The following is a 23,343-nucleotide window of genomic DNA, read 5'->3' as shown; positions in this document are numbered from 1 at the left end:
TCGGCAGCGGGGCCGGGAGACTCTGTCGGCCCGCCCCGAACGGCGCTTTGCTGGAGGCAGGACCGCCGGCGCCACGCCGGCCGGTGAGTGGAGGCGAGCCATGTCCGTGGTGCGGCTGGAACACTTGACCAAGGTCTTCCCCGGCGGCACGACAGCTGTCGACGACTTCACCCTGACCGTGGCCGACGGCGAGTTCCTCGTGCTGGTCGGCCCGTCCGGCTGCGGCAAGTCGACCGTGCTGCGGATGATCGCCGGGCTGGAGGACGCGAGCGGCGGTGACATCCTGGTCGACGGCGAGCCGGTCACCGACTGGGCGCCCAAGGAGCGCGACATCGCGATGGTCTTCCAGAACTACGCGCTCTACCCGCACATGACGGTCCGGCAGAACATGGGCTTCGCCCTGAAGCTGCGGCACGTCCCGAAGGCCGAGGCGGACCGCCAGGTTCAGGAGATCGCCCAGCTGCTCGGCCTGGCCGAGCTGCTCGACCGGAAACCGGCCGCGCTCTCCGGCGGCCAGCGGCAGCGGGTGGCGATGGGCCGGGCGATGGTCCGGCAACCGCGGGTCTTCCTCATGGACGAGCCGCTGTCCAACCTGGACGCCAAACTGCGCGTGTCGATGCGCGCCGAGCTGTCCCGGCTGCACCAGCGGTACCGCGTCACCACGGTCTACGTCACCCACGACCAGGTCGAGGCGATGACCCTGGGCGACCGGATCGCCGTCATCGACCGGGGCCGGCTGCAACAGGTCGGCACGCCCGAGGAGCTGTACCGGACGCCGGCCAACCGGTTCGTCGCCGGCTTCATGGGCTCGCCGAGCATGAACTTCGCCACGGTCACGCTCAGGGGCCGGGATCCGGTCACCGTGACGCTGGGTGGCGTCACGTTCCCGCTGCCGGACGCGCTGGCCCGGTGGCCCGGGCTGCTGCCGTACCTCGGCCGGCCGGTCGTCATCGGGCTCCGCCCGGCGGCGTTCGCCCTGGCCGGCCCGGCGCCGGCGACGCCGGCGCTGCCGGTGGTGCCGCTCGGGGTGGAGGCGCTGGGCGACGAGAAGCACCTGTTGTTCGGCGCGCCCCGCGCCGACGACACCGAGGCCACCGGCCCGGCCGGTGACGACGGGCCGATCGCCGTGGACGAGGCCGCGGCCTCGCAACTGTGGACCGCCAAGGTCGCCGCGCACGCCGACGTGTCGATCGGCCGGCCGGCCCTGCTGTCGTTCGATCTCGGCGAGGCGCACTTCTTCGACCCGCGGACCGGCGAGGCCGTTGCCGCGGCGCCGGCCGGGGCCCCGGAGCCGGTCCTCGCCGCCGTGAGCGGACGGCCGGGCCCATGACCCGGCCCGGCCCCGGTCTCCTGCGGCCGGGCCGGCCCGCCGGGGCCGGCCGGCGCGGGGACACCCCGGCGATCGTCGTCGCGGACCTCACCCGCCGCTACGGCGACCTGCTCGCGCTCGACCACGTCGGCTTCACCGTCGAGACCGGACAGATCGTGGCGTTGCTGGGTCCCAACGGGGCCGGCAAGACCACGGCGGTCGAGATCCTCGAGGGCTACCGGCCCCGCGACGACGGACAGGTCTCCGTGCTGGGTTTCGACCCGGCCGACGGCGGACGCGCCTACCGGGAGCGGATCGGCATCGTCCTGCAGACGGCCGGGTTCGAGGACGAGTTCACGGTCGATGAGCTGCTCCGGCTGCAGGCGTCGCTGTATCCGCGCCGGTACGACCCGGGCGAGCTCGCCGGCCTGGTCGGCCTGGCCGACCGGCGCCGCACGCGGGTGAAGGCGCTCTCCGGCGGCCAGCGACGCCGGCTGGATCTGGCCCTGGGCCTGGCCGGGCGGCCCGACCTGCTGTTCCTCGACGAACCCACCACCGGGTTCGACCCGGCGGCCCGGCGCCACGCGTGGGATCTGATCGACCGGCTCCGCGAGCAGGGCACGACGATCCTGCTCACCACCCACTACATCGAGGAGGCCGAGCGCCTCGCCGACCGGGTGGCGGTGCTGCGGGCCGGACGCCTGGTCGCGTGGGGCCGGCCGAGCGAGCTGGAGGCCCGGTGCGGGCTGCCGACCCGGCTGGCGTTCCGGCTGCCCGACGGCTTCACCGCCGACCGCCTACCGCCGATGTCGGGCGTCCGGACGGTCGAGGGCGCCGACGTGGTCGTCCGCACCCACCGGGCGGTCGCCGACACCCGCCTGCTGACCGACTGGGCCGCCGCCAACCACCTCGACCTGCCGACGCTGACCCTGACCCCGCCGGGCCTGGAGGACGCGTACCTGAGCCTCACCGGGGAGCCGGCCGATGACCACCGATGAGCGCCCGGCCGTGGCCGAGCGGACGCGACCGCTGCCGCATCCGGTACGGACCCTGACCGTGCACGCCCTGCGCGGTTTCGCCCGCTCGCCCCTGTCGGCGTTCTTCACGCTGATCTTCCCGCTGGCCTTCCTGGTCATCGTCTCGGCCATCGTCGGCAACGGCCCGACCGGCGCGGGTGTGCCGGTGGCGCAGTTCCTGGTGGCCCCCTTCGCCGTCTTCGGCGTGGCCCAGGCCACCTTCGTGGTGCTCGCCACCGACACCGCCGGGCTGCGCGAACGCGGCGTCCTGATGCGGTTGTGCGGCACGCCGGCGCCGGCGTGGACGGTGCTGGCCGCCCGGGTGTCGGCGAGCGCCGTGGTGTCCGTGGCCGCGGTGGTGCTGCTGACCGGCGTCGGCGCCGGCCTCTACGGGGTGGAGGTCGTCTGGCGCAAGATCCCGGCGCTGCTGGTGACGCTGGCGCTGGGCATCGCGTGCTTCTCGGCGCTCGGGCTGGCCGTGGTGGCGCTCACCCGTACGGTGCTCGTCGCCCAGACCCTGACCCAGGGCCTGCTCATCCCGCTGGCCTTCATCTCCGACGTCTTCATCGTCGGCGCCGAGCTGCCGGTGTGGCTGGACCGGCTCGGCACGGCGCTGCCGCTGCGGCACTTCGCGCACGCGATGACGGAGACCTTCGATCCGGCCGGCGGGTACGGGTTCCGGCCGGGCGACCTGCTGGTGCTGGCGGCCTGGGGCGTGCTCGGCGCGGTCGTGGCCGTCCGGCGTTTCGGCTGGCTGCCGCGCGGCTCGGCGACGCCCGCGACGCCCGCGCCCGCTCCGGCGGCGCCGGCGTCCCGGCCGGCCGGGCCCGCGCCGCGCCCGATCGGAGCCGGCCGGCGCACGCCGGCGGCGCTGCTGGCCGGCCAGGTCCGGTACGCGCTGATCAGCCAGTGGCGCGACCCGCTCTCGGTCTTCTTCGCGGTGGTCTTCCCGGTCCTGCTGCTCGCGCTGTTCCCGGCCGTGTTCGGCGCCGCCCCGGTGCACGGCCTGGCCCCGGCGCAGTACCTGCTGCCGGGCCTGACGGCCTACGCGATCGCGGTCGCGGGCTACGTCACCCTGCCGGAGGCCGTCGCCCAGGCCCGCGGCAAGGGCGTCCTCAAGCGGCTGCGGGGCACTCCCCTGCCGCTGCGCTGGTACGTCGCCGGCCGGGTGGGCGCGGTGCTGGTGGTGTCGATCCTGTCCACCGTCCTGCTCTGTGGAGTCGCCGTGCTGTTCCTCGACGTCCGCCTCGACGCGGCCCGGCTGCCGGCCGTCGCCCTCGCCGTCGTGCTCGGGGTCGCGTGCTTCGCCGCGCTCGGCCTGGCGGTCGTCGCCCTGCTGCGCTCGGCGACCTCGCTGGTCGCGATCACGCTGGGCACGCTGCTGCCGCTCAGCTTCGTCTCCGACGTCTTCCCCGTGGGCGACGCGCCGCTGCCCGGCTGGCCGGCGCTGATCGGCAACCTGTTCCCGCTCAAGCACCTCGCGGCGCTCCTGCTGGCCGCCACGTCGCCGGCCGGCCCGGACAGCGGCATCGCCGCCGGTCACCTGGCGGTGGTGGCCGCCTGGACCGTCGCGGCGCTGCTGATCCTCCGGGTGCGGGGCCTGTTCCGCGGCTGACCGCTACCGGTCGCTCCACGCCTGCACGATGCGCAGCTGACGCCGCGACGAGGCGGCGAGCTGGAAGTACACGTTGCGCACGTCCGGGGCCCGCAGGCCGGGCAGCATCGGCTCCAGGATCTCGACGGTCTCCCGCAGCGCCGCCGCGATCACGTGCAGGGCGGCGGACCGGCCCGACCGGCCGAGCGACAGCAGCCGCTCGTAGTCGCGCCGGGCCGCCGGGTCGGCGAACACCCCGGGCGCCAGGTGCGTGCCCGGGTCGCCAGCCGCGTAGCGCTCGAGCAGCAGCCGGACGGCGACCAGCTCCCGGGTCTGCGCCGCGAGCAGCTCGACCGGGAACGGCGTGTGCTCGTCGGCGAAGGCGGCCAGCAGGTCGTGCACGATCTTGATCCGTACCGCCAGGGCGCGCAGGTGGGCGCGCTGGGTCAGGGCGATCGGCCCGGAGGGCTGGTCGAGCACCTCGACGCCGCAGAATCCCGCCCGGTCCCGCCAGGGCTGGTCGAGCACCGGCGTGTTCTCCCGCTGCGACATGGCAGCCTCCTCAAGCGAGCAACCGGGCGTGGCGGTGGCTGAACTGCTCGACGTCGCCGGTGGCCACGTCGAGCGCCTTGGACGCGAGGTCGGCCAGCGCCCGGGCAGCGGCCAACTCGTCGCCGACCTCCGGGACCTCCCGGTCGGACGGCCGCCGGTAGGCCTCGCCCTCGCCGCGCAGGTACGGGCGGACACCCCGCAGCACCGCGGCCGCATGGGTCCGGCGCTCGTCCTCGTGCTCGGTGATCGTGATCTCGACCGTCCAGGTACGCGCACCGGCCATGGCGGAGCCTCCTTCGCACGACGGGACCACCGTGACGCCGGGCCGTTCGGCCGGCCCGGCCGGGGCCTTCCCCTCGCCTCCATCACAGCGCGACGGGCGCGCGGGATGCAGTGCCATTGGTCCCGAGTGTCCCCGCCGGTTCCCGCCGGGCGGGCCGGCGGAGGTCAGCCCGGCGGGGGCAGGGTCAGCGGATGGCGGTCGGCGTCCCGCTCGGCCAGCCGCTGCATGGCCCGGCGGTACTGCGGCCCGCTGATCTCGTCGGCCATCAGCTGCCGGACGAGCACGCCTTCCAGCGTCTCCGGCTTCGGCTCGGCCGGGTCCGGCCCGGACTCCTCGGCCGCGGTCCCGTCGTCGGGTACCGGCTCGCGGAGAGCCGACCAGGCGGTCACCACGAGGAAGAGCACCATCGCGATCGTGACCAGCGCTACGAGGATCATCCTGATCACCCCCTCAGGCACCATCTTCGATGCGGTGGCGGGAAGCCCGGCAGGGCCCGACGACCCATCGCTCCGGGCCGGTCGGGCTCGGCCGCGCGCCCTCCGGGACGCGCCGCGGTCACCAGGTCAGGCGGGTGGCCGACAGCTGGTGGTGCGGCACGACGACCAGCGGGCACCAGGTGCGCCCCAGCAGCCTCCGGGTCGTGGCGCCCAGCTCGTCCGCGGGTCCGGGCCGATCGCTGGAGACCCCGATCACCAGCATCGAGGCCGCCGCGCTGAGCGCGATCAGCGCCTCGACCGGATCCGGGTGGTGCAGGACGTCGCGTTCCACCCGCGCGGCCGCCTCGACACTCAGGTTCGCGTCGACCAGGGCGGTGAGGAGCCGGTCCGCCTCCGCCAGGTCGTGGTGGCAGGTCCGGTGGTGCGCGCAATCGGGCGGCCGGCAGTCCGACCAGACGTAGGCCACGCGCAGCGGCACCGCCGAGGCCTCGGCGACCGCCCAGCCATGCCGCAGCAGCGCCGCGGGATTGCCGTCGTCGTCGAGCGCGACGACGACCGGTCCGGTGGGGACCCCGGGCGATCGGCCCGCGACGGTCAGCGGGCGGCCGGCGGGCGCCGGGCGCGGCGGATCCTCGAGTGGTGTCAGCATGACGGTTGACATCTTGCTGCCCCCTTGCCGGGGCCCGGCGGTCCACTGTGCTGTGTTCTCGCCCGGCCCGGGTCAAGGATGCCGCGCCGACGCCGGCGCCGGTGGGGCCGTCCGGCCTGTGGCGCCGGGTCCTCGGTCATCACCGTGCGGCCCCGGCGCCGGTCGGTCAGACCTTGCCGCGGACGACGACCACCGGGCAGCGGGCGTGGTGCACACAGTGCTGGCTGATCGAGCCGAGCAGGGTGCCGGTGAAGGCCCCGTGCCCGCGCGAACCCACCACGAGCAGCGCCGCGTGGGCCGACATGTCGATCAGCACCTGGGCCGGGTGCCCGGCCACCACGGTCTCCAGCACCGGGACGTCGGCGTCGACGGCGGTCAGCGCCTCCTGCACCGACTGGCTCAGGGTCTTGCCGGCGGTGCCCGACAGGTCCTCGTACGGGAACACCATCCCCATGCCGTAGTAGGCCGGGAACTCCCAGGTCGTCACCGCCTGCACCCGCGCGCCGGCGCGTCGTGCCTGTCCGAGCGCCCACCGCAGCGCCGCCTGCGACGACGGGGAACCGTCCACGCCCACCACGATGTCGGTGTCGCGGACATCGCTGTTGTTCGGTCCTTCTCGTTGCGCCATGACGTGCCTCCCATCGCTCGGGGAGCCACGGGCGCCCGGCCCGGACTCCCCTGTTCACCATGGGCCCCGGGTGGCGGTCCGCCCAGGGTCGAAATGCCCGTACCGCGGCCATCCGGCGCCCGGCCGGCAGGTCGGGTCCTTCGGCCCGTGCCGGCCGCCGCACCCGGCCGGACGATGGGCGCAGCACGGCAGAAGGGACCGACGCCATGATGTCCTCCGGAAACGGCCTGGGAGCCGGCTGGATCCTGATCGTCCTGGCCGTCGCGTTGACCGGACTGGTGCTCACCGCGGTGGTGATCGCCGCCCGGGACCGCGGTGGCGCGGCGGAGCCGCCGGCCGGGACCGAGCGGACTCTGGCCGACCGCTTCGCCCGCGGTGAGATCGACGCCGAGGAGTACGAGCAGCGCCTGCGCACGCTGCGCTCCGGGCGGCGCTGAGCCGGTCGCCGGGAGGGGACCTTCGGCCCTGTCCGGGCCGGCACCGGAGTTGATGCCATCGAGGGATCCCCATAGAGGTGGTGACCTATGGACGGCATGCTCCCGACGGTGCGCCGCACGCTGGCGGTCCTGGTGCTCGCCGCGCCGATGGCCCTGACCGGCCCGGCCGCCTCGGCGGCGCCCGGCGGCCAGCCCGGCACCATCACCGGTTCCGGCTTCGACGCCTGCACCGCTCCCCCGAGCGCCACGATGACGGCCTGGCTGGCCTCGCCGTACCGGGCGGTCGGGATCTACTTCGGCGGCAACAACCGCGGGTGCGCCCAGCCCGAGCTCACCGCCGACTGGGTCACCGAGCAGCAGGCGGCCGGCTGGCACCTGGTCCCGCTCTACGTCGGACCGCAGGCGTCGTGCACCACGTCGAACAAGAAGAACCTCATCGACAACACCCAGGCCGCCGCGCAGGGCCGGGCGGCCGCCGACGACGCGGTCACCCAGGCGACGGCGCTGGGCCTGGCGCCGGAGAGCGCGCTGATCTACGACATGGAGGCGTACCGGACCGACGACGCCACCTGCCGGACCGGCGTGCTGTCCTTCCTGAGCGCCTGGACGGCGCGGCTGCACGACCGCGGCTACCTGTCCGGCTTCTACGGCAGCATGGGCTCGGGCGTGGCCGACCAGGTGACCACCTACGACGCCGTCGGCTACGCGCGCCCCGACTACCTCGACTTCGCCCGCTGGGACGGGGTCGCCACCGTGTCGGACCCGGCGATCCCGGCCGGCTACTGGGCGCCGCACCGCCGGATGAAGCAGTACCGCGGCGGGCACGACGAGACCTGGGGTGGCGTCACCATCAACATCGACAACGACTACCTGGACCTGGCGCCGCTGCCGCCGGCCCGCTTCGCCGACTTCACCGGCAACGGCTGGTCCGACGTGCTCGCCCGGGCGACCAGCACCGGCGTCCTGTCCGTCCACCCCGGCAACGGCAGCTTCGTCGACACGGCGGCCCGGCGCAGCCTCGGCACCGGCTGGACGGCGATGAACGCGATCGTGCGGATCGGCGACCTCGACGGCGACGGCCACGAGGACCTCGTGGCCCGGCAGAGCTCCAACGGGGACCTCTGGTTCTATCCAGGCACCGGCGCCGGGCTCGGCGCCCGCACGCGCATCGGCACCCAGTGGACCGGCATGCGCGAGATCACCGGCGCCGGCGACTTCGACCGGGACGGCACGCCGGACCTGCTGGCCGTGCGGAGCAGCGACGGCAAGCTCTTCCTGTATCCCGGGCGGGGCAGTGTCCGGCTCGGCGCCCGGGTCGAGGTCGGCAGCAGCGGCTGGAACGCGATGAGCGAGCTCACCGGTCCCGGCGACTTCGACGGCGACGGCTCTGCGGATCTGGTGGCGCGCAACACCTCGACCAGCGTGCTCTACCTCTACCCGGGCCGCGGCACCGGCTTCGCCGCCCGGCGCCAGATCGGGACCGGCTGGGGCGGGATGCGTGACGTGCTCGGCGCCGGCGACTTCGACCGGGACGGGCGGACCGACCTGGTGGCCGTGCAGACCTCCACGGGCCGGCTGCTCCTCTACCGCGGCACCGGCAGCGCGCTGCGCGCGGGCGTGCAGATCGCCACCGGCTTCGGTGGACTCGCCCCCGTGGCCTGAGCAGCGCGGAGGCCGGTCCGGACCGCCGGGGTCCGGGCCGGACCTTTGCCGCCCGCGGTCGGGCCGTCGGACTCTGCCGGTGCCGTGGGGCCCACGATCTGCTGAGGGGGAAACCTTCAGGAGGTGTCATGAACCGCTATCCGCTGCGGGTCGAGGCACGCCGAGACGAGACGCTGAGCCGGTGGCTGTGGCTCGTCAAGTGGGTGTTGCTCCTCCCGCACTACATCGTCCTGGCCGTGCTCTGGGTGGGTTTCGTCGTGCTCACGCTCTGCGCCTACCTGGCGGTCCTGGTCACCGGCAGGTACCCGGCCGCGATCCGCGCCTATGACCTCGGGGTGCTGCGCTGGAGCTGGCGGGTCACCTACTACGGCTACCAGGCGCTCGGCACCGACCGGTACCCGCCGTTCACGCTCGCCGACGTGCCGGACTACCCGGCGCGGCTCGAGCTGGCCGAGACCGCCCCGCCGCCGCGCTGGCTGCCGCTGGTCGCCTGGCTGCTCGCCGTGCCGCACGTCCTGCTGCTCGCCGCGCTCGGCGGCGCGGCCACCTGGACCTTCGACACCGGCGACACCACCACGTCCGTGCCGCTGGGCCTGGTGACGGTGGGTGTGCTCATCGCCGGGCTGAGCCTGCTGTTCACCGCCCGCTACCCGCGCGGGCTCTACGACCTGCTCGTCGGCGTGACCCGCTGGAGCCTGCGGGTCACCGCGTACGTCGCCCTGCTCACCCCCCGCTACCCGCCGTTCCGCCTGGATCAGGGCGACCGCGAACCCGACGACGACCCGACCGGGCCGGCGCGGGCCGGGGAACCCCACCCGACCGCCCAGGCCGTCGCCGCGCGGCCGGACGGCGCGCCCCGCGGCTCCGCGGCCGGCGCCGTCAGCGCCCTGGTGGCCGGCGCGGTGCTGCTGGCTCCCGCGGCCGGGTTCGGCGCGGCCGGTATCGCGCTGCTCGCCCTCGACGGGATGCGCGACAGCTCCGGATACGTCACCAGCCCGGTCGTGCAGACGACCAGCTCGACCGCTGCCATCACCGCCGAGGGCATCACGATCGAGGGCGGGGACTTCTGGGCCCGCAACCTCTCCGACGTCGGTGGCGTCCGCATCACCACGGCGAGCACGACCGGCAAGCCGGTGTTCGTCGGCATCGCCCGCCAGGGCGACGTCGAGTCGTGGCTGTCGGGAACGGCCCGGGACACCATCGTCGGGGTCTCGGACGACGCGGTCCGCTACGACCGGACGGCCGGAGCCGTGCGGGCCGTGCCGGCCCCGGCCGAGCAGACGTTCTGGCTGGCCTCCAGCACCGGCGCGGACAACGCGACCCTGCAGTGGCAGGCCACGGACGGCAACTACACCGTGGTGCTGGCCAACAGCGACGGCACCGTGAACGTGGGAACCCGGGTCCGCGCCTCGGCGCAGATCCCGGACCTGACCGCGTTCGGTGGCGGCCTGCTGGCCGCCGGCATCGTGCTGGCCGTGCTCGGCCTCGGCCTCATCGTGCTGGGCGGTGTCGCGCTGGGCCGCCGGCACAGTGGACCGCCGGCTGCCGCGGGACCGCCGGTGGAGCCGCCACAGAACGGGCCGCCGCAGAACGGGCCGCCGCAGAACGGGCCGCCGGCCCCGCAGTACCTGCCGCCGCCTCCGGCGGTCGTGGCCGCCCCGTAGGTGGCGCCACACCGTGACAGACGGAGAGACCCGCCCGGGTCTCTCCGTCGTCCGTTCGGGGCGGTTCAGCCGATCAGGAACACGGGGCAGGCGGCGCCGCGGACCAGCGCCCGGCAGACGGGGCCGGCGAGCGGGGTGGCCGCTCCGTCGCCGCTGTGCCGGCCGACGACCAGGGCCGCCGCGTCCGCCGAGGCGGCCAGCAGGGCCGCGGCCGGCTCGCCCGCGACGGCGTGGTGGTACACCCGCACCCCGTCCGGGCCCTCCCGACGGCCCGGGGGGACCGGCCCGTCCCCCGCGGCGTGCAGGACGACCAACTCGCACCCGCGCAGCCGCGCCTCGGTGCGGGCGAAGTCGAGGGCCGGCGTGACGCGCGATGGATCGTCGACGCCGACGACGATCGGCCGGTCGGCGAGTCCGGGGCGGGGCAGCAGGCCGGGCAGCCGGACCACGAGCGCGGGGCCACGATGGCAGGCAGCCACCCGCTCCCCGATGCACAGTCCGAACGCGGCGTGGGCCGGACCGCTGCGGTCGCCCAGGACGACCAGGTCGTCGTCGGCGAGCTCGGCCAGCAGAACGGTGGCCGCCGCGCCGAAGGCGAGGTGGCCGGAGACCGCGACGGCGGGAGCGCAGGCGCGCACCCGTTCGGTGGTTCGTTCGAGCAGGCGGGCGCCGTGGTCGCGGGCGGAGAGCCCGGCGCCGCCGGCCGGCTGGACGTGCAGCAGCCGCAGGTCCCGGTGGTGCAGCTCGGCCTCGATGGCCGCGTGGACCACGGCGGTGTGCCCGGCCGGCGAGTCGTCCACGCCGACGACGACCGCCCCGGCCGCCGACTGTGCCACCGGCGCGGGCCCCGGCGCCGGAATGATGCTCCTGAACATCGAAGCCTCCCGATGACTGGATCTCCTTCCAGCACACCGCGGGCGCGCGCCGGCGCGCAGGGCCAGAGGTCCCGTCGGCGGGAAGCCCAGGTCCCGGGACGCTCAGCCGGGGCCGGAGGCGCCGGCCGGATGATCGGGATAGGCGTACAGCTCGACCAGCCGGTGCCGGGCGGCCTGGAGCCGGTGGCCCATGACGGTCAGGAACCGCGTGGTGAGCTCCCGCCCGAGCTCCGGGTGCTCGCCGATGAGCAGGCGCACCCGGGCGGCGTCGAACTCGATCGCCTGGCAGTCCTCGGCGACGACCGCCCCCAGCGTCCACCGGTACGGCGGCACCAGCCAGGACCAGCCGACCACGCTGTCCGCGCCGACCCGCTCGATGACGATGTCGCCGCGGCCCGGCACGTGGAAGTCGAGGGCGACGACGCCGGAGCGCAGCAGCCAGAAGCGGTCGGCCGGATGATCCTCCCGGAACAGCCGGTAGCCGGTGTGCCGCAGCACGGGCCGGCCGTGCGCCGCCAGGCCCTGCAGCAGTCCCATCGGGAGATCGCTCAGGAAGGGATGCAGAACGAGCAGGTCGAAGACGGACAACGGTGCCATGACGGCCCTCCTGAACACCGGGCCGGCAGCGTCTGCCGGCCCGTTCTGCTGCGGTGAACAACGGCTGTCAGTGGTGCTGCAGACGCTTCATCTCCTCCTGGATGCGGCTCTCCGCCGGCTCCGCGGGGGCGTAGACGTCCCAGATGTGGAACGCGACCCCGATGCCCCAGCCGAACAGCGGGAACACCGGCCAGAAGAAGCCACCGGCGTCGGTCAGGAACCAGACGGTGGTGAGGAACGCGTTCACCAGCAGGTACGCGAGCAGGTGAGCCTGCAGATCGCGCTTCTTGCGGAGTTGATCGACGGCGAACTGCCGCAGGCCGTCCTCGTCGTCCTGCGGGGTCACGCCGTCCGGATGATAGGTGCGCATGGCACTGCCCTCCCGTGCGAGTCGGTCATCTTCTGTGCGCACGACGTGCGGCCGGACCCGGTCCGGGCGGCCAGACCCGGTCGATCAGGTCCTCGAGCACGGGCCCGGCGACGATCAGCAACGCCAGCACGGCGAGGACCACGACGATGAGCCACGACATGGCGACACCTCCCAAGCTCTCGGACCTGATTCGATCTTCGCGCCGCCGGCGGGGCGCCGGCAGAGGCAGCGGCACCGTCCGGCCGGGCCGAAAGACCCGGCCGCCGGCGGTCCCCGTGGATCTAGAACGACAGCATCCCGCTGACCAGCGCCTGCCAGGTCATCGGGCCCACGATGCCGTCGACCGCCATCGACGGCACGTCGGCGTGGATCGCCGTCTGGAACGCCCGCACCGCGGCGTCGGTCTTCGGCCCGAAGTCGCCGTCGACCTGGAGACCCTTCGCCGGGTCACCGGACAGGTCGCGGTACCGGAACTCCTCCTGGACGCCCCGGACGGCATCGCCCTTGTCGCCCTTGCGGACCTCGATGATCAGCGTCCCCCAGGTGTGGGGACCGACGATCCCGTCCACCGCGATGCTCTTCTGCCGCTGCCATTCGCGGACGGCGGCCTCGGTCCGGGGACCGAAGATCCCGTCCACCGTGACGGTCTTCCCACGGGCCCGCAGCAGATACTGCAGCGTGAAGACCGGGTGCTCCTTGTCTCCCTGACGCACCATCGGCCAGGGGAGCAATGTGCCTGCCATGTCGACCTGCCTCCTTTGTGCTGGGAAGGTGCCTTGACCGGCACGGTAGCGACGCGGGCGCCACCCGGGCAGAGTCGTTGGCCCCCTCTGTGCCGCTCCTCCCGGCAGGACGGGCCGTCGGGCCCTGGGTCAGGTCCCCGCCGGCGACGAGAGTGGACGCTGAAGAGGAAGGAGAACTGCCATGACCACACGGCTGAGCCTGGCCGACTGCGGGCTGAGCGCGGGCAAGAAGGCCCGGCTGCACCGCATCCTCCACCAGCACGGGCTGGGCAACGGCACCGCGTTGTTCCTGCCGTACGACCAGGGCCTGGAGCACGGGCCCCGGGACTTCTTCGCCGACCCGCTCGCCTCCGACCCGCGGTACATCCTCAAGCTCGCGCTCGAGGGCGGCTTCAACGGCATCGCGCTCCAGATCGGACTGGCCGAGAAGTTCTACTGGGACTACGCCGGCGAGGTCCCGCTGATCCTCAAGCTCAACGGCAAGACGGAGATCCCGGCCGACAACCGCGCGCTCTCCCCGCTGCACGCCTCCGTCGAGGACGCCGTGCGGCTGGGCGCCGACGCGGTCGGCTACACGCTGTACGTCGGTTCGCCAGCCCAGGACGCCGACTTCGCCCAGTACCGCGTGGTGCGCCAGGAGGCCCAGCGGCTGGGGATGCCGCTGATCGTGTGGGCGTACCCGCGGGGTGAGGCCATCGAGCACAAGGGCGGCAAGGACTCGTTCTACGCGGTGCACTACGCCGCCCGGACGGCCAGCGAGCTGGGGGCCGACGTCGTCAAGGTGAACTTCCCGCACCCGGAGAAGCACACCGACGTGCCCGAGCCGTACACCGCCGACTTCAGCAGCCAGCAGGCCATCGACGCGGTCGTGCAGGCCGCGAACCGCACCATGGTGCTGGTCTCGGGCGGGTCCCGGGCCGGCGACGACGTGATGATCGCCAAGGCGGAGCAGTCCATGTCCGCCGGCGCCACCGGCCTGATCTTCGGCCGCAACGTGTGGCAGCGCGACCACGACGAGTCGTTGCGCTTCGTGGACCGGCTGCGCGAGATCCTCGCGAAGTACCCGGCATCCTGAAGGGAGAAGTAGTCATGAAGGCGCTGGTCGTCTACGAGTCGATGTTCGGCAACACCGAGAAGGTCGCCCGGGCGATCGCCGACGGCCTGTCCGGGATGCTCGACGTGACCCTGGCCGACGTCGGCACCATGCCGCGCGCGCTGGACTTCGACCTGCTCGTCATCGGCGGACCGACCCACGCGTTCGGCATGAGCCGGCCGTCGACCCGCGAGCAGGCCGCTCAGCAGGCGCACGTCCGGCCCGGCGCCACCGCGGTCGGGGTGCGCGAGTACCTCGACTGCTCGCCGCAGCTGGCGGGCCTGCCGGCCGCGGCGTTCGACACCAAGATCGACAAGCCGCTGCTGCCGGGCTCGGCGCGCCGGATCCAGCGGCGTCTGCGCCGCCTGGGCTGCCGGATCGTCCAACCCGCGCGGTCGTTCCTGGTCGGCGGCACCACCGGGCCGCTCGGCGGGCAGGAGCCGGAGACCGCCCGGCAATGGGGAACGGCGCTCGCGGCGGCCCTCACGGCCGACCGCCACACCGTCTGAGGGCGGCGCCGGCCGGCCTCAGGCCAGCAGGACGGCCGCGCCGTTCACCCGGTCGGCGGCCAGGTCGGCGAGGGCGGCGCCGGCCTGCGCCATCGGGTACGGGCTGACCACCACGGTCAGCCGGTGGCCGGCGGCGAAGGTGAGCAGCGCCCGGCCGTCCTCGCGGGTGTTCGACGTGACGCTGCGCAGCGTGCGCTCCTGGAACAGCTCCCGCTGGTAGTTCAGCGCGGGGATGTCGCTGAGATGGATCCCGGCCACCGCCAGCGTGCCGCCCCGGTCGAGCGCGCGCAGCGCCACCGGGACCAGGTCGCCGACGGGCGCGAAGAGCACGGCCGCGTCGAGCGGTTCCGGCGGCGCGTCGTACGCCCCGCCCGCGGACGCCGCGCCCAGCTCCAGGGCCAGCTTCTGCGCCTGCGACGACCGGGTCAGCACGTGCACCCGGGCGCCCTGCGCGAGCGCCACCTGGGCGGTGAGGTGCGCCGAGGCCCCGAAGCCGTAGATGCCGAGCCGCCCGCCCGGCGGCAGGTCGGCCCGGCGCAGCGCGCGGTAGCCGATGATCCCGGCGCAGAGCAGGGGGGCCAGCTCGGCGACGGAGTACCCGTCCGGCAGGGCGTACGCGAAGTCGGCCCGCACGGTGGTGCAGTCGGCGTAGCCGCCGTCGGCGTCCCAGCCGGTGTACCGCGACCGCGGGCAGAGGTTCTCCGCGCCGCGGCGGCAGTAGCGGCAGGCGCCGCAGGTCTCCCGGAGCCAGGCCACGCCGACCCGGTCCCCCGGCCGGAACCCGGTGACGCCGTCCCCCAGCTCCAGGACGTGACCCACCACCTCGTGGCCGGGCACGACCGCGGGCCGGTGCACCGGCAGCTCCCCGGCCGCCACGTGCAGGTCGGTCCGGCAGACCCCGCAGGCGTCCACCGCCACCAGCAGCTCGCCGGGCGCCGGCCGGGGCACCCGCAGGGACACCCGGCGCAGCGACCCCGCGACGTCGGGACCCGGTGACCGTACCTGCCATGCCTGCACGATGATCGTCCTTCCTCGCCGGCGCGCGTGCCGTCCATGCTGACCCCGCGCCGGCCGCCGGGCCAGGGCCGGTCGGCCCGGGCGGGGCCGGCAGCGCGGTACGCGGCGGCCGGCCGGATGCGGGACCAACGGCCCTGTCCGCCGCGCGCCGCCGGGGCGATGCTGGCCCTGACGCCCACCGGATGCCCACCGGCACCGCGGCGGCCGGACGAACGAGGATGCGGCCACGGCCCATCAGACCCACCGTCGTCAGGACGGGCACCGGCCGGCCCGAGGCGAGCAGCCGGTGGGCGCCACGACCGGACCCGGTCCGGATCGCGCGACGGGAGGCTCGCCATGAAGGCCCACATCGGTGACCGGCTCATTCTCGAAGGCACCCACCTCGGTGACGGCCGCCGGACCGCCGTCGTCACCGCCCTGCGCCACGACGACGGTTCGCCGCCGTACGAGGTCCGCTGGCTCGACGACGGCCGCACCACCCTGATCTTCCCCGGGCCGCAGGCCCACGTCGAACCGGCCACGTCGTCATGACCGCCGTGACCGGCGCGCCGGTCGTCGTGGGCGTCGACGGCTCCCGGCGCAGCCTCGACGCGGTCGAGGCGGCCACCGCCGAGGCGGTGCTGCGGCACCGCCCGGTGCACATCGTGCACGCCTTCGTCTGGCCGACCGTGGGCACCGCGGCGACGCCCGGGCTGGCCGGACCGTCCCTGCGGGCGTTCCGCGACCAGGCCGACGAGATCGTGGCCGAGGCCGCCCGGCTGGCCGCCAAGCTCGCGCCCGACGTCCCGGCCACCACGCACGTCCGCAACGGCGGCGCCGGCCAGGTGCTGCGGGACGAGAGCGGGCACGCGGCCCTGCTCGTGCTGGGCGACCGCGGGCTCGGTGGCTTCACCGAGCTGCTGGCCGGCTCGGTGGCCGTGCAGGCGGCGACCCACGCGGCGTGCCCGGTGCTGGTCGTGCGCGGCGACCGCCACAGCGCCGGCCCGGTCGTGGCCGGGGTGGACGGGTCCGCCGTCTCGATGCGGGCCCTCGACGTCGCCGTCGAGGAGGCCGTGCTGCGCGGCACCGAGCTCGTCGCCGTGCACGGGTGGACGGGCAACTCCGGCACCGAGCTCAACGACACCCTGCCGATGTCCTACGAGGCCTGGTCGGGCGACCAGGAGGAGGAACGGGTGCTGGCCGAGGCGCTGGCCGGGATCGCCGGGCGGTACCCGGACCTGACGGTGCGCCGCGAGGTGATCCGCGGCCCCGCCCGGCAGGTGCTCGTGGAGCGCTCGCGGACGGCCCAGCTCGTCGTCGTCGGCGACCGCGGCCACGGCGGCGTGGCCGGGCTGCTGCTCGGCTCGGTGAGCCAGCACCTGATCCACCACGCGGCCTGCCCGGTCGTCGTGGCCCGGCCGGTCCGGGACGCCGTACGGACCCGCGAGGGAGGCCCGCCGTGACCGTCATCTGGCTGATCGTGTGGCTCGTCCAGGGCACCCCGGAGGTCGCCTCGTGGGGTCCCTGGAACAGCTGGGGCACCGCCTTGTTCGTCTGCCTGGCCATCGACTTCATCGGGGCGCTGGGCAGCAACGCCCGCGGCGGGCGCCGGAGCCGGCGTTCGAGCGGCGCCTGCTGAACCGGGGACGTCACGACCGCCGCCCTCCGGACCCGCCCACCGGGTGCTACCGGCCGGACGGCGGGTCCTGAGCCGGCGGCGGTTCGTCGGAGGGCACCACCAGGACGGGCCGGTGCGCGTGGTGCAGCGTCGCCATGGCCACGGAACCGAGCAGAATCTCCCGCACCACCGACCGGCCGCGGGAGCCGACCACGATCGCCGCGGCCGCCCGGGTGCGGGCGTACCCGCTCAGGGCTTCGGCCACGGCGGACGCCGATCCCTCGCGCCGGCTGCCGACGTGGACCACATCGAGTTCGCGGCCGGCGTCCGGCGCCGGCTGGTCCACGGCGGTGAGCACGATCTCGCGTTCCGGGAAGAGCCGGCTCGCCGTGTCGGCCGCGCGGGCGGCGCCGGGCGAGCCGTCCCAGCCGACCAGCACCGGGCCGGCGGCCAGGGCGGCCGACTCGGCCGCCAGCAGGGGGTGCGCAACGATCAGCGCGGGGCACGGGGTGTGGTGCACCACCAGGTCGGACACGCTGCCCAGCAGGGCCCGGGTGCCACCCAGTCCGCGCGAGCCGAGCAGCAGCAGGTCGGCGTCCAGCTCCGCGGCGAGCTGACCGAACTGCAGTCCCTCGCCGCCGTAGGTACGCCGCACCAGCGGCTCCGCGGTCCAGCCGGCGGCGCGGGCCAGCGTCACACCGCCGGCCGCGAGGCGTTCGGCCTCGCGCTCGCCCTCCCGCTCCACCGCGGCGACGAACTCGTCGAGGTGCCGGGTGCCGGTCCACAGCCGCCGGCGCAGCGGTTCGCTGGCGAACGGCGGGGTCCACAGGTGGGCGACCCACGCGTGGGCGCCGGGGAACAGCGCCGCCCCGGCGTCGATCGCGGCGGTGGACTGCGGCGATCCGTCGTAGCCCAGGATCAGTCGCACTGGTGCGGTGGTCATGGCCGGCTCCTGCCTCTCCCCTGGCGACGGGACCGTCGGTCCCCCCTCCATGGTCGTCCCCGCGGACCCGCGCCGCGCGAGGCCAAGGTCACCCGGGGGCGGCCATCGGTCCCCTTCCCGCGGCGGGGCCGTCGGCCTCTGCCGGAGGGGGGCCGTCCGGGTGTGTACCGAGGAAGCCCGCCGGCCGGTGCACCGGCCAGGAGGAGGCATGATCGTCGTCGCCGCCAACAGCGGGTTGCCGGCGCGGCCCGGCTGGTACTTCAACCTCATGGCCGAGCCCCGGGCCCGGGTCGCGGTCGAGGGCCGGACCCTGGCGGTACGCGCGGAGCAGCTCGGCGGGCCGGAGGCGGCCGCCTGCTGGCAGCGGGTGCTGCGGGCCGCCCCGGCCAGGTACTCCTCCCCCATCATGTCCGGCGCGGGCAGCCCGCACCGCAGGAACCAGCGGTAGACCGCGACCGGCGGGCCAGCCGGCCGCCCACTCGGGCGAGCTCGCCGGCCACGGCCGGAACGGCGTGGGCGAAGAAGGTGCTCATCTCGTCCACCGTCACCCGCTGGCGCAGCCCGACGACCACGCGCGGTTCCAGGGTGACCCGCCGGACCTCGGGCCCGCCCGCGGGCCGCTATCCGGGGCGGCCGCTGCGGCGGCCGGGCGACGCGTGGTCGAGCAGATCCAGGACCTCGGCGTCGGGGACCGGCCGGAAGTCGTCGTAGAAGCGGCCCACCGCGCCGAAGTCCGCCGGCTCGAGCAGGCAGACCACCTCGTCGGCGACCTCGGACAGGGCCCGGACCGCGTCCGGCGGCGCGACCGGGACGGCCAGCACCACGCGGACGGCGCCCTGCAGGCGCGCGACCCAGCACGCCGCCCGGGCGGTCGAGCCGGTCGCGACACCGTCGTCGACGATGACCGCGGTCCGGCCGGTCAGGTCCACCGGCGGCCGGTGCCCCCGCAACGCCCGGGCCCGGTCCCGCAGCTCCGCCCGGGCGCCGGCCTGCGCCGCCCGGACCTGCTGGGGGTCCACTCCGGTCAGCCGGGTCACGCCGGCGTCGACCACGCCGATGCCGCCCTCGCCGACGGCGCCCATGGCCAGCTCGGGCTGCCACGGCACCCCCACCTTGCGGACCACGATCACGTCGAGCGGGGCCCGCAGCTCCCGCGCCACCTCGGCCGCCACCGGCACCCCGCCGCGCGGCAGGCCGAGCACCACCACGTTGTCGTCCCTCAGCTGCGTGAGCGCGCCGGCCAGCCGCCGGCCGGCGTCGGCCCCGTCCCGGAATGCCATGATCTCTCCGATCCCTCATCCGGCCGCCGCGTCACCGCGGCCGCCGGCGCCGCGACGGCACCATGTCCATCGGACGCCGCCGGTGGCTCGCCGAGCAGGGCCGAACGACCCGTTCCGGCGCTGATCGTTGCCGGTGCCCGGCAGAGGCGTCCCCGGCGATCTGCTGTCCGGCGACCCTGCCGGCCGCCGCGCATTGGGCCACGATGGAGGGCGAACCAGTGGCGGAGGTGAGCCGGATGCAGCGATCGGTCGTGAACCCCGTGGTCGTCGGCGTGGACGGTTCGGCGTCGAGCATGTCGGCGGTGCGCGCCGCCGCCGGCCTGGCGTCGCTGTACGGCCTGCCCCTGCAGGTGGTGCACGCCTTCAACTGGCTGCCGGGCAGCCCGGCGCAGACGGACGCGCATCCCGGCGCGACCGCCCATGACCTGCTCCAACGCGCCGTGATCGCCGCCCGGCAGGTGGCCGCCCGCCTGCCGGTCGGCACCCGGCTCCTGGAGGGCGCGCCCGGCTCGACACTGCTGCGGCAGGCCCGCGCCGCCGCCCTGCTCGCCATCGGCGACGGCGGGCTGTCCGCGACTGTCTGCCCACGTACGCCAGCGCCGTGCACGTCGCCGCCCGCGCCGCCTGCTCGGTGCTGATCGCGCGGGCCGGCCATCCGCCCGGCCGCTGCGTCGTGGTGGGCGTCAACGGCTCCTCCGCCTCGGAGCGGGCGCTGGACTTCGCCTTCGACACCGCCGCGCGCAGCGGCGCCGGCCTGGTCGTGGTCCGGGCCGGCGGGGGCGGCGGGGACGACCAGCGGCGTCACCTCGCCGACCTCGTCGGCGTGCGGGAGGACAAGTACCGGATCCGGGCCCGGACCCGGGTCCTGCCGCACGATCCGGCGGCCGCGCTGGTCGCGGAGTCGGCGCAGGCGGGTCTGCTGATCGTCGGCGCCCGCGGCCGGCAGCGCTACGGCGGCCTGCTGGGCTCGGTCGCCCAGACGCTGCTGCACCACAGCAGCGCGCCCCTCGTCCTGGTCCGGACGCTGGTCACCGCCCCGGTGGACCCGGCGGAGCAGAGCCCGGCCGCGGCGTCGGCCCCCTGACAGCGCGCGCAGGGGGGCCGAGTGGGACTTTCGGCCCCTTGTAGGTGATCTTCGTGTCACTCAGAGTGAACCGGCACAGGGAGGTGCGGATGCCGGGATTCAGAACCGCCGTCGCCGCCGACCGGGACGTGGACATCCTCGTCCGGGGGCCGGTGACCACGCAGGACATCACCGGGGTGAGCGCGGCGCTCGCCGGGACCCTGCGGTCGGCGCCGGAGGCCGGACACGTCCGGGTCAAGCTGGCCGAGTACCGCGGCGGGGACCGCGAGGCCTTCGCCGTCGCCCAGGTCAACGTCGAGATCGACGGCCGCCTGGTCCGGGCCCAGAGCACCGCGCGCGCGGTGCCGGCGGCCGTCGACGGCGTCGTGGCCGCCCTGGCGCCGCGGATCCGCCGCCTGCGCCGGCGCCTGTCGGGCAGCGAGCCGGGGCCGCCGTCCTTCGTCGACGAGCGGTGGGACCGGCGCCCGGCCCGGGCGTCGGCGCCGGCCGTCCAGGGCAGCGGCCGGGCGCGCCAGATCACCCGGCACAAGGCGTACCCGCTGGCCGTGCACGACGTGGGCGCCGCGGCGTTCACCATGGACCTGCGCGACTACGACTTCCACCTGTACGTGGACGAGGCCAGTGGCCAGGACACGGTCGTGGTCCGGGCCGGCGCCGCCGGTTTCCGGCTGGTGGCGGTCCGTCCGGAGCTGCTGCCGGCGGGTTCCGGCGGCGTGCCGCTGCAGGGGCCGCCGTCCCGGCTGCCGACGCTGACCCTGCCGGAGGCGATCCGGGCGCTGGACGGCATGCGGCCGGCCTTCCTGGCCTTCGCCGGCGTCGGCTCGGGGCGCGCCACCGTGCTGTACCGCCGGTTCGACGGCACCCTGGGGCTGCTCCGGTCGCTGTGGTGACAACCGCCGGAGCGGAACGGCCGGTGCGGGTGGTTCACCCGCACCGGCCGTTCCGTGGTGGGACGGTCAGAGTTTCGTCGTGACGGTGGGTCCGGCGCTGCCGTTGAGGCCCGCCGGCGCCCGGTCGGCCGGCCGCTCCCCCGGGCGGGCGGCCTGCGCCGCGTCCGCCTCGCGGGCCAGGAACGCGCCCAGCTCGCCGATGGTGCTCATCAGCGGCGCCGGGAAGACGACGGTCGAGTTCTTGTCGACCGCGATCTCCACCAGCGACTGCAGGTTGCGCAGCTGCAGGGCCAGCGGGTGGGCCATCATCGTGTCCGACGCGTCGCCCAGCGCCGCGGCGGCGAGCGACTCGCCCTCGGCGTTGATGATCTTGGCTCGCTTCTCCCGCTCCGCCTCGGCCTGCCGGGCCATCGCCCGCTTCATGGCGTCGGGGAGCTGGATGTCCTTCAGCTCCACGAGCGTGACCTCGACGCCCCACTCGACGGTGGTGACGTCGAGGATCTCGCGGATGTCGGCGTTGATCCGGTCGGTCTCGGACAGTGTCTCGTCCAGGGTGTGCCGGCCGACGACCTTCCGCAGGGTGGTCTGCGCGATCTGGTTGATGGCCGCGTGCACGTTCTCGATCGCGACCACGGACTTCACCGCGTCGACGACCCGGAAGTAGGCCACGGCGGACACGTCGACGCTGACGTTGTCCCTGGTGATGATGCCCTGCGACTGGATCGGCATGGTGACGATCCGCAGCGACACCCGGCGCAGCACGTCGATGACCGGGATGATCACCCGGAGCCCGGGCTCCCGGACGCCGATGACCCGTCCCAGCCGGAACAGCACTCCGCGCTCGTACTGCTTGACGATGCGCAGGGCCAGGGCCAGCACCACGAGCACCGCGACGCCCACGACGACCAGAGTGGTGGTGAGGGTGTTCATCGCATAAACCTCCGCACGGCCGCGGCCCACGGGGCCGGCTGCCCGGCGGGCGCGCACGCCGATTCCACGGTCCGCCGGCCCGGCGCGCGCGGACAGGGCCGAAGGTCACCGGCGCGCCGCCGGGCGCAGTCCGCGCCACTCCCGACACCCCTCGCGGGACCTTCGGCCCCCCGGTAGCGGACCTGCCGCCCTCGTCCGCGCGGTTGGCCGGCTCGACGATGGAGGGTGCAGCCGAGAGGGGTACGGCCATGAGCACCGCAGCCGTCGCCGTCGGTACCGACGGCACCGAGTACAGCAACGCCGCCGTCGACTGGGCGGCCCACGAGGCCCAGCGCCGGCGCCGGCCGTTGCGGATCGTCCACGCCTTCGACTGGGACCGGCAGCAGACCCGCTCCCCGGCCGGCGCCGAGTACGCCGACCGGGCCCGCACGTTCGCGGAGGGGATCGTGGCCACCGCCCTCGACCGGGCCCGGGCGCTCGCGCCGGACATCGCCATCAGGACCGACGTCCTCGTCGGACACGCCGTGCCCCGGCTGCTGGAGGCCGCGCAGGATGCGGACCGGCTGGTGCTGGGCAGCCGCGGCCGGGGCGGCTTCGCCGGCCTGCTGCTCGGCTCGGTGAGCCAGCGCGTCGCCACGCACGCGCCCGGCCCGGTGGTGGTGGTGCGCGGGCGCGGCGGCCCGGCCGGTGGGCCGATCGTCGCCGGCGTGGACGACTCCCCGGCCGCGGATCTCGTCCTGGACGCCGCCTTCACCGCGGCCGCCGAGCAGCAGTGCCCGGTGACCGTGGTGCGCGCGTACCTCCCGGTGATCCCCCTGTGGCTGGTCGATGTGCCGGCGGCGGCGGTCGAGACGCCCGAACAGGACGCGCAGGAGCGGGCCCAGCTGGAGGAACAGCTCGTGCCGTGGCGGGCCAGGTTTCCCGCCGTACCGGTGGGCACCGTCCTGACCCACGAGGGCGCCTCCCTGGCGCTGGTCGAGGCGTCCCGGCAGGCCCGCCTGATCGTCGTCGGCAGCCGCGGGCACGGCGCGCTGGCCGGCGCGCTGCTCGGCTCCGCGAGCCTGCAGCTGCTGCACCACGCCGCCTGCCCGGTCCTCATCACCCGCCCGCGACCGGCGTGAGACCCCCGCCGGCCCGGCAGCCGCCGGGCCGGCCTCGCACCGGATGCCCGGCCCCGGGCCGCG

The 23,343-nt window shown here is 75.3% G+C and carries 30 protein-coding genes; 16 read left to right on the top strand and 14 right to left on the bottom strand.

Annotation, left to right across the window (positions count from 1 at the left end):
* Nucleotides 1–100 precede the first annotated feature (100 nt).
* The 3 genes from Ani05nite_RS38350 to Ani05nite_RS38340 are packed head-to-tail and all read left to right on the top strand — an operon-like array spanning nucleotide 101 to nucleotide 3,940.
* Complete coding sequence (locus Ani05nite_RS38350; protein WP_203776680.1) at nucleotides 101–1,330, top strand: ABC transporter ATP-binding protein; 1,230 nt, start codon at nucleotides 101–103, stop codon at nucleotides 1,328–1,330.
* Nucleotides 1,327–2,307 carry an ABC transporter ATP-binding protein gene (locus tag Ani05nite_RS38345; protein WP_203776678.1) on the top strand — a complete coding sequence of 327 codons (981 nt, stop codon included), beginning with the start codon at nucleotides 1,327–1,329 and terminating at the stop codon, nucleotides 2,305–2,307. Before Ani05nite_RS38350 ends, Ani05nite_RS38345 begins: the two co-directional genes overlap by 4 nt.
* Nucleotides 2,294–3,940, top strand: coding sequence for an ABC transporter permease (locus tag Ani05nite_RS38340; RefSeq protein ID WP_203776676.1), 1,647 nt, complete (start codon nucleotides 2,294–2,296; stop codon nucleotides 3,938–3,940). Before Ani05nite_RS38345 ends, Ani05nite_RS38340 begins: the two co-directional genes overlap by 14 nt.
* 3 nt (nucleotides 3,941–3,943) lie before the next feature.
* Here Ani05nite_RS38340 and Ani05nite_RS38335 read toward each other — a convergent pair whose 3' ends face one another.
* From Ani05nite_RS38335 to Ani05nite_RS38315, 5 genes are all read right to left on the bottom strand, one after another.
* A complete protein-coding gene (locus Ani05nite_RS38335) occupies nucleotides 3,944–4,471 on the bottom strand; it encodes a DUF2202 domain-containing protein (protein ID WP_203776674.1) in 528 nt (175 codons plus the stop codon).
* Between the two features lie 10 nt (nucleotides 4,472–4,481).
* Nucleotides 4,482–4,754 (bottom strand): dsRBD fold-containing protein, encoded by a 273-nt coding sequence (locus Ani05nite_RS38330; protein WP_203776672.1) that lies wholly within the window; start codon nucleotides 4,752–4,754, stop codon nucleotides 4,482–4,484.
* 164 nt (nucleotides 4,755–4,918) lie between these two features.
* Nucleotides 4,919–5,191: a hypothetical protein gene (locus Ani05nite_RS38325; protein WP_203776671.1), complete on the bottom strand. Its 273-nt coding sequence runs from the start codon at nucleotides 5,189–5,191 to the stop codon at nucleotides 4,919–4,921.
* 118 nt (nucleotides 5,192–5,309) lie between these two features.
* Nucleotides 5,310–5,840, bottom strand: a complete 531-nt coding sequence (locus Ani05nite_RS38320; protein WP_203776670.1) for a universal stress protein — start codon at nucleotides 5,838–5,840, stop codon at nucleotides 5,310–5,312.
* Between the two features lie 166 nt (nucleotides 5,841–6,006).
* A complete protein-coding gene (locus Ani05nite_RS38315) occupies nucleotides 6,007–6,468 on the bottom strand; it encodes a universal stress protein (RefSeq protein WP_203776669.1) in 462 nt (153 codons plus the stop codon).
* 206 nt (nucleotides 6,469–6,674) lie between these two features.
* Here Ani05nite_RS38315 and Ani05nite_RS38310 point away from each other — a divergent pair, with 206 nt between their 5' ends.
* The 3 genes from Ani05nite_RS38310 (at nucleotide 6,675) to Ani05nite_RS38300 (ending at nucleotide 10,231) form a co-directional block, all read left to right on the top strand.
* Nucleotides 6,675–6,905, top strand: a complete 231-nt coding sequence (locus tag Ani05nite_RS38310) for an SHOCT domain-containing protein (RefSeq protein ID WP_203776668.1) — start codon at nucleotides 6,675–6,677, stop codon at nucleotides 6,903–6,905.
* An 87-nt stretch (nucleotides 6,906–6,992) separates the two neighbouring features.
* Nucleotides 6,993–8,567, top strand: coding sequence for a glycoside hydrolase domain-containing protein (locus Ani05nite_RS38305; protein ID WP_203776667.1), 1,575 nt, complete (start codon nucleotides 6,993–6,995; stop codon nucleotides 8,565–8,567).
* Nucleotides 8,568–8,695: 128 nt separating this feature from the next.
* Nucleotides 8,696–10,231 carry a DUF4389 domain-containing protein gene (locus Ani05nite_RS38300; RefSeq protein WP_203776666.1) on the top strand — a complete coding sequence of 512 codons (1,536 nt, stop codon included), beginning with the start codon at nucleotides 8,696–8,698 and terminating at the stop codon, nucleotides 10,229–10,231.
* A gap of 65 nt (nucleotides 10,232–10,296) precedes the next feature.
* On the opposite strand, the gene Ani05nite_RS38295 is transcribed toward Ani05nite_RS38300, so the two are convergent.
* The 5 genes from Ani05nite_RS38295 to Ani05nite_RS38280 form a co-directional block, all read right to left on the bottom strand.
* Nucleotides 10,297–11,106, bottom strand: coding sequence for a universal stress protein (locus Ani05nite_RS38295; protein ID WP_203776665.1), 810 nt, complete (start codon nucleotides 11,104–11,106; stop codon nucleotides 10,297–10,299).
* A gap of 102 nt (nucleotides 11,107–11,208) precedes the next feature.
* Nucleotides 11,209–11,703, bottom strand: a complete 495-nt coding sequence (locus tag Ani05nite_RS38290) for a Crp/Fnr family transcriptional regulator (RefSeq protein ID WP_203776663.1) — start codon at nucleotides 11,701–11,703, stop codon at nucleotides 11,209–11,211.
* 67 nt (nucleotides 11,704–11,770) lie between these two features.
* Nucleotides 11,771–12,073 carry a 2TM domain-containing protein gene (locus Ani05nite_RS38285; protein ID WP_203776662.1) on the bottom strand — a complete coding sequence of 101 codons (303 nt, stop codon included), beginning with the start codon at nucleotides 12,071–12,073 and terminating at the stop codon, nucleotides 11,771–11,773.
* 25 nt (nucleotides 12,074–12,098) lie between these two features.
* Nucleotides 12,099–12,233, bottom strand: a complete 135-nt coding sequence (locus Ani05nite_RS42050) for a hypothetical protein (protein WP_275410717.1) — start codon at nucleotides 12,231–12,233, stop codon at nucleotides 12,099–12,101.
* Nucleotides 12,234–12,354: 121 nt separating this feature from the next.
* On the bottom strand, nucleotides 12,355–12,816 hold the full coding sequence (locus tag Ani05nite_RS38280) for a peptidoglycan-binding domain-containing protein (RefSeq protein ID WP_203776661.1): 462 nt from the start codon (nucleotides 12,814–12,816) through the stop codon (nucleotides 12,355–12,357).
* A gap of 181 nt (nucleotides 12,817–12,997) precedes the next feature.
* Here Ani05nite_RS38280 and Ani05nite_RS38275 point away from each other — a divergent pair, with 181 nt between their 5' ends.
* Together Ani05nite_RS38275 and Ani05nite_RS38270 are read left to right on the top strand one after the other, a co-directional pair.
* A complete protein-coding gene (locus tag Ani05nite_RS38275; RefSeq protein ID WP_203776660.1) occupies nucleotides 12,998–13,891 on the top strand; it encodes a class I fructose-bisphosphate aldolase in 894 nt (297 codons plus the stop codon).
* Nucleotides 13,892–13,905: 14 nt separating this feature from the next.
* Nucleotides 13,906–14,418, top strand: a complete 513-nt coding sequence (locus tag Ani05nite_RS38270; protein ID WP_203776659.1) for a flavodoxin family protein — start codon at nucleotides 13,906–13,908, stop codon at nucleotides 14,416–14,418.
* Nucleotides 14,419–14,436: 18 nt separating this feature from the next.
* On the opposite strand, the gene Ani05nite_RS38265 is transcribed toward Ani05nite_RS38270, so the two are convergent.
* Nucleotides 14,437–15,435, bottom strand: coding sequence for a zinc-binding alcohol dehydrogenase family protein (locus tag Ani05nite_RS38265; RefSeq protein WP_203776658.1), 999 nt, complete (start codon nucleotides 15,433–15,435; stop codon nucleotides 14,437–14,439).
* 336 nt (nucleotides 15,436–15,771) lie between these two features.
* Between Ani05nite_RS38265 and Ani05nite_RS38260 the strand changes: the two genes are divergently transcribed.
* Genes Ani05nite_RS38260 through Ani05nite_RS38250 form a run of 3 tightly spaced genes read left to right on the top strand, consistent with a single transcriptional unit; the run spans nucleotide 15,772 to nucleotide 17,053 of the window.
* Entirely contained in the window at nucleotides 15,772–15,966 is a 195-nt protein-coding gene (locus Ani05nite_RS38260; protein WP_203776657.1) for a DUF1918 domain-containing protein, read from the top strand.
* Nucleotides 15,963–16,877 (top strand): universal stress protein, encoded by a 915-nt coding sequence (locus tag Ani05nite_RS38255; RefSeq protein ID WP_203776656.1) that lies wholly within the window; start codon nucleotides 15,963–15,965, stop codon nucleotides 16,875–16,877. The genes Ani05nite_RS38260 and Ani05nite_RS38255 overlap by 4 nt, the downstream gene beginning before the upstream one ends.
* Complete coding sequence (locus tag Ani05nite_RS38250) at nucleotides 16,874–17,053, top strand: hypothetical protein (RefSeq protein ID WP_203776654.1); 180 nt, start codon at nucleotides 16,874–16,876, stop codon at nucleotides 17,051–17,053. The genes Ani05nite_RS38255 and Ani05nite_RS38250 overlap by 4 nt, the downstream gene beginning before the upstream one ends.
* A 46-nt stretch (nucleotides 17,054–17,099) precedes the next feature.
* On the opposite strand, the gene Ani05nite_RS38245 is transcribed toward Ani05nite_RS38250, so the two are convergent.
* Nucleotides 17,100–17,975 (bottom strand): universal stress protein, encoded by an 876-nt coding sequence (locus Ani05nite_RS38245; protein WP_203776652.1) that lies wholly within the window; start codon nucleotides 17,973–17,975, stop codon nucleotides 17,100–17,102.
* Between Ani05nite_RS38245 and Ani05nite_RS42045 the strand changes: the two genes are divergently transcribed.
* Nucleotides 17,974–18,423, top strand: a complete 450-nt coding sequence (locus Ani05nite_RS42045) for a nitroreductase/quinone reductase family protein (RefSeq protein WP_307836745.1) — start codon at nucleotides 17,974–17,976, stop codon at nucleotides 18,421–18,423. The genes Ani05nite_RS38245 and Ani05nite_RS42045 overlap by 2 nt on opposite strands.
* 172 nt (nucleotides 18,424–18,595) lie before the next feature.
* Here the strand turns inward: Ani05nite_RS42045 and Ani05nite_RS38235 are convergent, their stop codons facing one another.
* Nucleotides 18,596–19,258: a phosphoribosyltransferase gene (locus Ani05nite_RS38235; protein WP_203776718.1), complete on the bottom strand. Its 663-nt coding sequence runs from the start codon at nucleotides 19,256–19,258 to the stop codon at nucleotides 18,596–18,598.
* Between the two features lie 233 nt (nucleotides 19,259–19,491).
* On the opposite strand from Ani05nite_RS38235, the gene Ani05nite_RS38230 reads away from it, so the two are divergent.
* The 3 genes from Ani05nite_RS38230 to Ani05nite_RS38220 all read left to right on the top strand — a co-directional run bounded on the left by Ani05nite_RS38230 (nucleotide 19,492) and on the right by Ani05nite_RS38220 (nucleotide 21,229).
* The gene (locus Ani05nite_RS38230) at nucleotides 19,492–19,893 is read left to right on the top strand and encodes a universal stress protein (RefSeq protein ID WP_203776648.1); all 402 of its coding nucleotides are present in this window, start codon (nucleotides 19,492–19,494) and stop codon (nucleotides 19,891–19,893) included.
* Nucleotides 19,857–20,339, top strand: a complete 483-nt coding sequence (locus Ani05nite_RS38225) for a universal stress protein (protein ID WP_203776646.1) — start codon at nucleotides 19,857–19,859, stop codon at nucleotides 20,337–20,339. Before Ani05nite_RS38230 ends, Ani05nite_RS38225 begins: the two co-directional genes overlap by 37 nt.
* Before the next feature lie 89 nt (nucleotides 20,340–20,428).
* Nucleotides 20,429–21,229 (top strand): sigma 54 modulation/S30EA ribosomal C-terminal domain-containing protein, encoded by an 801-nt coding sequence (locus Ani05nite_RS38220; protein ID WP_203776644.1) that lies wholly within the window; start codon nucleotides 20,429–20,431, stop codon nucleotides 21,227–21,229.
* 66 nt (nucleotides 21,230–21,295) lie between these two features.
* Here the strand turns inward: Ani05nite_RS38220 and Ani05nite_RS38215 are convergent, their stop codons facing one another.
* On the bottom strand, nucleotides 21,296–22,159 hold the full coding sequence (locus tag Ani05nite_RS38215) for a slipin family protein (protein ID WP_203776642.1): 864 nt from the start codon (nucleotides 22,157–22,159) through the stop codon (nucleotides 21,296–21,298).
* 248 nt (nucleotides 22,160–22,407) lie between these two features.
* On the opposite strand from Ani05nite_RS38215, the gene Ani05nite_RS38210 reads away from it, so the two are divergent.
* The gene (locus tag Ani05nite_RS38210) at nucleotides 22,408–23,280 is read left to right on the top strand and encodes a universal stress protein (protein WP_203776640.1); all 873 of its coding nucleotides are present in this window, start codon (nucleotides 22,408–22,410) and stop codon (nucleotides 23,278–23,280) included.
* Nucleotides 23,281–23,343: the final 63 nt, after the last annotated feature.

The organism is Actinoplanes nipponensis (assembly GCF_016862275.1).
GTDB classification, from domain to species: domain Bacteria; phylum Actinomycetota; class Actinomycetes; order Mycobacteriales; family Micromonosporaceae; genus Actinoplanes; species Actinoplanes nipponensis.
Note: the sequence above shows the minus strand (reverse complement) of the source record. Positions and strands in the feature narration are given on the sequence as shown.

Coding starts and splice junctions, on each gene's coding strand:
- Ani05nite_RS38330 (WP_203776672.1), bottom strand. CDS start 4,754: ATGGCCGGTGCGCGTACCTGGACGGTCGAGATCACGATCACCGAGCAC.
- Ani05nite_RS38325 (WP_203776671.1), bottom strand. CDS start 5,191: ATGATCCTCGTAGCGCTGGTCACGATCGCGATGGTGCTCTTCCTCGTG.
- Ani05nite_RS38335 (WP_203776674.1), bottom strand. CDS start 4,471: ATGTCGCAGCGGGAGAACACGCCGGTGCTCGACCAGCCCTGGCGGGAC.
- Ani05nite_RS38230 (WP_203776648.1), top strand. CDS start 19,492: ATGCAGCGATCGGTCGTGAACCCCGTGGTCGTCGGCGTGGACGGTTCG.
- Ani05nite_RS38255 (WP_203776656.1), top strand. CDS start 15,963: ATGACCGCCGTGACCGGCGCGCCGGTCGTCGTGGGCGTCGACGGCTCC.
- Ani05nite_RS38275 (WP_203776660.1), top strand. CDS start 12,998: ATGACCACACGGCTGAGCCTGGCCGACTGCGGGCTGAGCGCGGGCAAG.
- Ani05nite_RS38345 (WP_203776678.1), top strand. CDS start 1,327: ATGACCCGGCCCGGCCCCGGTCTCCTGCGGCCGGGCCGGCCCGCCGGG.
- Ani05nite_RS38220 (WP_203776644.1), top strand. CDS start 20,429: ATGCCGGGATTCAGAACCGCCGTCGCCGCCGACCGGGACGTGGACATC.
- Ani05nite_RS38340 (WP_203776676.1), top strand. CDS start 2,294: ATGACCACCGATGAGCGCCCGGCCGTGGCCGAGCGGACGCGACCGCTG.
- Ani05nite_RS38270 (WP_203776659.1), top strand. CDS start 13,906: ATGAAGGCGCTGGTCGTCTACGAGTCGATGTTCGGCAACACCGAGAAG.
- Ani05nite_RS42050 (WP_275410717.1), bottom strand. CDS start 12,233: ATGTCGTGGCTCATCGTCGTGGTCCTCGCCGTGCTGGCGTTGCTGATC.
- Ani05nite_RS38260 (WP_203776657.1), top strand. CDS start 15,772: ATGAAGGCCCACATCGGTGACCGGCTCATTCTCGAAGGCACCCACCTC.
- Ani05nite_RS38320 (WP_203776670.1), bottom strand. CDS start 5,840: ATGCTGACACCACTCGAGGATCCGCCGCGCCCGGCGCCCGCCGGCCGC.
- Ani05nite_RS38245 (WP_203776652.1), bottom strand. CDS start 17,975: ATGACCACCGCACCAGTGCGACTGATCCTGGGCTACGACGGATCGCCG.
- Ani05nite_RS38315 (WP_203776669.1), bottom strand. CDS start 6,468: ATGGCGCAACGAGAAGGACCGAACAACAGCGATGTCCGCGACACCGAC.
- Ani05nite_RS38295 (WP_203776665.1), bottom strand. CDS start 11,106: ATGTTCAGGAGCATCATTCCGGCGCCGGGGCCCGCGCCGGTGGCACAG.
- Ani05nite_RS38305 (WP_203776667.1), top strand. CDS start 6,993: ATGGACGGCATGCTCCCGACGGTGCGCCGCACGCTGGCGGTCCTGGTG.
- Ani05nite_RS38300 (WP_203776666.1), top strand. CDS start 8,696: ATGAACCGCTATCCGCTGCGGGTCGAGGCACGCCGAGACGAGACGCTG.
- Ani05nite_RS38350 (WP_203776680.1), top strand. CDS start 101: ATGTCCGTGGTGCGGCTGGAACACTTGACCAAGGTCTTCCCCGGCGGC.
- Ani05nite_RS38310 (WP_203776668.1), top strand. CDS start 6,675: ATGATGTCCTCCGGAAACGGCCTGGGAGCCGGCTGGATCCTGATCGTC.
- Ani05nite_RS38210 (WP_203776640.1), top strand. CDS start 22,408: ATGAGCACCGCAGCCGTCGCCGTCGGTACCGACGGCACCGAGTACAGC.
- Ani05nite_RS38215 (WP_203776642.1), bottom strand. CDS start 22,159: ATGAACACCCTCACCACCACTCTGGTCGTCGTGGGCGTCGCGGTGCTC.
- Ani05nite_RS38290 (WP_203776663.1), bottom strand. CDS start 11,703: ATGGCACCGTTGTCCGTCTTCGACCTGCTCGTTCTGCATCCCTTCCTG.
- Ani05nite_RS42045 (WP_307836745.1), top strand. CDS start 17,974: ATGGCCGGCTCCTGCCTCTCCCCTGGCGACGGGACCGTCGGTCCCCCC.
- Ani05nite_RS38285 (WP_203776662.1), bottom strand. CDS start 12,073: ATGCGCACCTATCATCCGGACGGCGTGACCCCGCAGGACGACGAGGAC.
- Ani05nite_RS38280 (WP_203776661.1), bottom strand. CDS start 12,816: ATGGCAGGCACATTGCTCCCCTGGCCGATGGTGCGTCAGGGAGACAAG.